Raw genomic sequence first — 5,002 nt, forward strand, 5'->3', positions numbered from 1 at the left:
AATGCCCATTTTTTGCCCATCAAGGTGGATCGCGAGGAGCGGCCGGATCTCGACAGCATCTACATGCAGGCGTTGCAGCTCATGAGCGGGCAGGGGGGGTGGCCCCTCAATGTTTTCCTCACGCCCGATGACCTGGTGCCCTTTTACGCCGGCACCTATTTTCCCGTAGAGCCCCGCTTTGGCCGCCCGGGGTTTCTGGCCTTGCTGCAGCGCATCCTGCAGTTTTACCGGCAGGAAAAGGAAAAAATAGAGGAGATGAAAGGCCAGATTTTGACGGCTCTGACCACCCTCAGCGACTTAGTGCCGGAAGACCACATTCCCGCCGACCTGCTGCGCTCTGGGATCCCCAAGATCCAGCCTTTGCTCTCCAATGCCGGGGCGGTGCAGCAATTTCCCATGATGCCCTACGCTCAGTTGGTATTGCGTTCGGCCCGCTTCGACCCACCAGAAGGGATCCCCGGCTCGCAGAGCGCTCTGGAACGGGCCAAAGAGCGAGGCATGGCCTTGGTGCTGGGAGGGATCTTCGACCATGTGGCCGGCGGCTTTCACCGCTACACTGTGGATCCCACCTGGACGGTGCCCCACTTTGAAAAGATGCTCTACGACAACGGGCAGATCCTGGAGTTTCTCTCCGATCTCTGGGCCCATGGGATCCAAGATCCGGCCATTGAGCGGGCGGTGCGGCTGACGGTGGAGTGGGTGGCGCGGGAGATGACCGCCCCTGCCGGATACTTCTACGCCGCTCAAGATGCCGACAGCTTTGCCCGGGCAGAAGATCGAGAGCCAGAGGAGGGAGAGTTCTACGTCTGGCGCTGGCAGGAGCTGCAGGAGCTCTTGGGGGAAGAAACCTTCCGCGCCTTGCAGCAGGCGTTTGACCTGTCTCCGGGGGGCAATTTCCCTGATCGGCCCGGCTGCATCGTCTTGCAGCGCAAACAGGGGGGGACGTTGCCGCCAGAAGTTGAAGCCGCCTTGACCACCCATCTGTTTCAGGCACGCTATGGCTCTGCGGAGCGACGAGTTCCCTTCCCTCCGGCAGTGGATGCCCAGTCGGCCCGTCTGCAATCCTGGCCGGGGCGGATCCCACCCGTCACCGACACCAAGATGATCGTCTCTTGGAACGCCTTGATGATTTCCGGCCTGGCGCGGGCCTATCAAGTGTTCGGCAACGCAGACTATCTGCAATTCGCTCTGCGGGCTGCCCAATTCATCCTCAGCCGGCAGCGCCACCCTGAGACCGGATCCCTGTTGCGCCTGAACTACGATGGCACAGCTCAGGTGCCCGCCAAATCGGAAGATTACGCCCTGCTGATCAAGGCCCTGTTGGACTTGCAGCAAGCCTGCCTGCCCCTGGTGGGGGATCCCACCCCTCAAGACTGGTTGCAGGCTGCCCTCCAGCTCCAGCAGGAGATGGATGCGCAACTGTGGGATCCGGCCAGGGGGGGATACTTTGTCAGCGATGCCCAGAGTGCCCCTGAGCTGTTGGTGCGAGAGAAGGAGTTCCAGGACAACGCTACCCCTGCAGCCAATGGGGTGGCCATTGCCAACCTGGTGCGCCTTGCCGCCCTCACTGGAGATCTGGACTACCTGGAGCGGGCAGAGCAGGCCTTGAAAACCTTTGCCCACATCATGAGCACCCAGCCGCGCACCTGCCCCAGCCTTTTTGCCGGACTGGATTGGTATAGCAATTGGGTGAAAGTCACCCTGGAGGCCGATTCCATTCCCGCCTTTCAGCAACGATCTTGGCCCACCACCGTCTTTGCTCTCCCCACCGAGACCGAACCTCTGCCGGAAGGAGCTCTAGGGCTGGTGTGCTGGGGCAACAAATGCCTGGCCCCTGCCAGTTCTCTCGAGCAAATCCAGTCGCAAATCGGCAAAGGCCAAAATCGAGCTTACTGACCTTTGCCCAACTTTTGCTCAGGGCAGCAGGGATCCCTTTGCCAAGGTTACTGCTGGGACTGCGCAGGCTTTTCCACCCCAAAAAACTCAATGCGGTAACTTTGGATGCGGGTGCCCGTTTGTTGCTCCACTTGGGCCAGCAGTTCAGGCGGCAGCTCCACGTCCACATCCAAGATGCGGTTGCTATCCAGACAGTTCACGTGGCTGTGGGGATGGGTGCGGTTGCCGTAGCGGCGCCCATCGGCACGATCCAAGCACTCGACAATGTTGTGGCTGGCCAAAGCTTCCAGGTTTTGATAAACGGACGTGTGGCCAATCGGTTTGCCCTGCTGATTTAGGCGATCGTAAATCTCGCGGGCGGAGAGGTGCTCGCCACACTGCCACAGCAGCTCCAGGATATAACGGCGCTGTCGGCTCAAACGCAGATTGCACTCCCGGCACCGTTCCAAAGCAGCTTCCAAAGAATCCAAGGGGCGAGGCATGGAAAACCTCAAGTCATACCGAGTCTGAGATAGGTAGTTGCTCATCTCTACCAAGGTAGCATTTGTGCGTCAACAGTTGTTCAAAAAACACCCCGAACTCTACAAGAGCTGCCGCGCATAGCCATCTTCGAGCCGAGTCCAGGCCGTGCGCAGATGGAAGAGCCCAACATCAGCCTTTTGATTTTCTACAATACCGCTGGAGTGTTGGGGGCAAAGATCATGCAGCGGCGCAAGGTAATTCTGGGTTTGTTGGGGTTGGCCAGCAGCAGTGGATTGGCAGGAGCCTATTGGGCCAGTCGGCAGCAGCCCTCTCATCTAGCCCCAGGGATGGGATCCCCTAGAGCCGCTCTCCCCTCTCCTACCCCCCAGCCCACCCCCACCGTCGTCCCCCATCCAGATGCCCCCCATGGCCTCTACATCCCCCCCCGCCGAGATCTGCGCCTCTTGGTCATCAGTGACATGAACGGCATCTACGGCTCGGTGGAATACGACCCAGAGGTGGATCGGGGCATCGGCCTCATCCCCTATCTTCAGCCGGATATTGTTTTGGGAGGAGGAGATATGGTGGCCGGTCAGGATCCCCGCCTGTCGGAGGAGCGCATTCGCGCCATGTGGGCAGCCTTCGACCGGCATGTGGCTGGCCCAATCCGTGCGGCCAAACTTCCCTACGGCTTTACCTTGGGCAATCACGATGCTTCCTGTGCCCGCACCACGCGGGGCGGCTTTCTCTTTCAAAAAGAACGGGATCTGGCCCGCGAGTTTTGGAACGATCCGGCCCACGACCCAGGTTTGAACTTTGTGGATCGGGGGGACTTTCCCTTCTACTACACCTTTGAAAAAGACGATGTGTTTTACCTAGTCTGGGATGCCACCTGCAATTACATCCCGCCCGAACAAATGGCCTGGGCGGAAGCGGCTCTGGCCAGCGAACGGGCTCAGAAGGCCAAGTTGCGCATTGTCATCGGCCATCTGCCCCTCTACGCCATCACTGTCGGGCGCGACGATCCGGGAGAAGTGCTGCTGGAGGCGGATGCCAAACGGGCTCTGCTGGAGAAGTACCGCGTCCACACCTACATCAGCGGCCACGACCACGGCTACTACCCTGGCCACAAAGGGCAACTGCAACTGCTTCACTGCGGCATTCTCGGCTCTGGCCCTCGTCCCCTCTTGGGCAGCCCTCTGCCCCCCCGCAAGACCCTCACCCTTATCGACGTGGATTTCGAGAGCCCAGATGTTACCTATTACACTACCTATCACATGCGGGATCTGAGCGTGATCGACCAAGCAGAGCTGCCCCGTTTCATCACTGGGCACAATGGCTTGGTGCTGCGCCGCGACGTCAATTGGGACAACCTCACCCCCCAAGAAATCGCCACCTGCCAAGCTCGTATTGGATCCCTGTGTCGGGATTAACGTCTCCGTCTTGGCAAAAGATTGATGAGCCGTTTGTAGATGCTCTCGCGAGGGTTCTGCACACTTCGCGAGCAGCCCAGGCTTTTCAACAGATGATTCAAAGCAGCTTTTTCCAGCAACACCAGCCATAGCCGGTGCAACTGTGTCTCTCGCATAACGGATCCCAGTGATTGATTTCAGCGAAACTGTGGAGAGCTTGTGAAGGCAGCAACAAGAAACGTTAAAGAGAACACAAAGTTGGCAACGGAATGTTGGCAGTGTTATCTTCAAGCGCGGTTGACCTACCGTCGCTGAGCCGGTTGACTGTTGCGCCTTTTCCCTGCCGTCCAACTGATCGACAACTGGAGCGCAAAACTCCTGCTACCCTGGTTGAATGATGGTTTCGTTCCTGGTTGAGGTAGAGGGGAATTTGACAGATGAGCAGGTGCGGGAGGGATTCCACGCCCTCTCTGACCCGATTCGCCTGCGCGTGCTGCAACTGCTGCAGGGGCGTGAGTTGTGTGTTTGTGATCTCTGCGAGGAGCTGAAGGTGAGCCAATCCAAGCTCTCGTTTCACCTAAAAACCCTGCGGGATGCGAAATTGGTCAATGCTCGCCAGCAGGGGCGCTGGATTTACTACAGCCTCAACCCACCCGGTTTTCAGCTCCTGCAGCATTTTTTGGATAGATTGGGGCAAGCTGGCCCTGTCAAGGCCGCAGTTCCCTGTGTGGAAGACCTCTAAGGCGCGCAGGGATCCCAAAATGTCCCTAGAAAAACTGTCGGATCCCGCCCTTGTACATTCCGAAGACGGGCTTGCTGCAACACAAGAAATTACAGATGTGAATGGTGTTCCCTGCTGGCAACCCCAGGGATCCCGGCGGGTCAACTCGGAGAAAATGAGGATCCCATCTCCTAAAATCCATCAAAGTTCCCTGACACCAGCTCCCCTGTTGCTTAGTTAGGATTGATACAAGAGAGGTGGGAACAACATGATACGTGAACAGCGAGAAGAGTTGGAACGCATCCACCGAGCACACCTGTGGAATCGCCTCAAGGAGCGGGTGAAACGCGCCCAGTTGAATCCATCTCTGCTGGCTTTGCTGGCACGAGAGGCTTTTGAGTTGGGCTTCCCCCTTCCCTCTTTATCTGACCAACCCCAGGTCAATTCCCCTGCTGAGCAGCCCCAAGATGGAAGTCATCATCGCCGCACAAGGCCTCCGGCCCGCTGGCGC

General features: G+C 58.4%; 5 protein-coding genes. 4 read left to right on the top strand and 1 reads right to left on the bottom strand.

Translation table 11 applies throughout. The features are described from left to right. Positions 1-1,896: thioredoxin domain-containing protein (locus tag NW819_RS06960; RefSeq protein WP_414413305.1), on the top strand; the 1,896-nt coding region annotated here is incomplete at its 5' end. A gap of 47 nt (positions 1,897-1,943) precedes the next feature. On the opposite strand, the gene NW819_RS06965 is transcribed toward NW819_RS06960, so the two are convergent. Further along, positions 1,944-2,378 carry a Fur family transcriptional regulator gene (locus NW819_RS06965; protein ID WP_414413306.1) on the bottom strand — a complete coding sequence of 145 codons (435 nt, stop codon included), beginning with the start codon at positions 2,376-2,378 and terminating at the stop codon, positions 1,944-1,946. Between the two features lie 153 nt (positions 2,379-2,531). Between NW819_RS06965 and NW819_RS06970 the strand changes: the two genes are divergently transcribed. The 3 genes from NW819_RS06970 to NW819_RS06980 form a co-directional block, all read left to right on the top strand. Next, on the top strand, positions 2,532-3,791 hold the full coding sequence (locus tag NW819_RS06970) for a metallophosphoesterase family protein (RefSeq protein ID WP_238376945.1): 1,260 nt from the start codon (positions 2,532-2,534) through the stop codon (positions 3,789-3,791). Positions 3,792-4,167: 376 nt separating this feature from the next. Next, positions 4,168-4,512, top strand: a complete 345-nt coding sequence (locus NW819_RS06975; RefSeq protein WP_414330075.1) for an ArsR/SmtB family transcription factor — start codon at positions 4,168-4,170, stop codon at positions 4,510-4,512. A gap of 247 nt (positions 4,513-4,759) precedes the next feature. Beyond that, a partial coding sequence (locus NW819_RS06980; protein WP_414413307.1) for a hypothetical protein occupies positions 4,760-5,002 on the top strand: 243 nt, incomplete at its 3' end.

It is taken from the genome of Synechococcus sp. R8-2 (assembly GCF_047461715.1).
Classification (GTDB): domain Bacteria; phylum Cyanobacteriota; class Cyanobacteriia; order Thermostichales; family Thermostichaceae; genus Thermostichus.

Coding starts and splice junctions, on each gene's coding strand:
- NW819_RS06965 (WP_414413306.1), bottom strand. CDS start 2,378: ATGCCTCGCCCCTTGGATTCTTTGGAAGCTGCTTTGGAACGGTGCCGG.
- NW819_RS06970 (WP_238376945.1), top strand. CDS start 2,532: ATGGAAGAGCCCAACATCAGCCTTTTGATTTTCTACAATACCGCTGGA.
- NW819_RS06975 (WP_414330075.1), top strand. CDS start 4,168: ATGGTTTCGTTCCTGGTTGAGGTAGAGGGGAATTTGACAGATGAGCAG.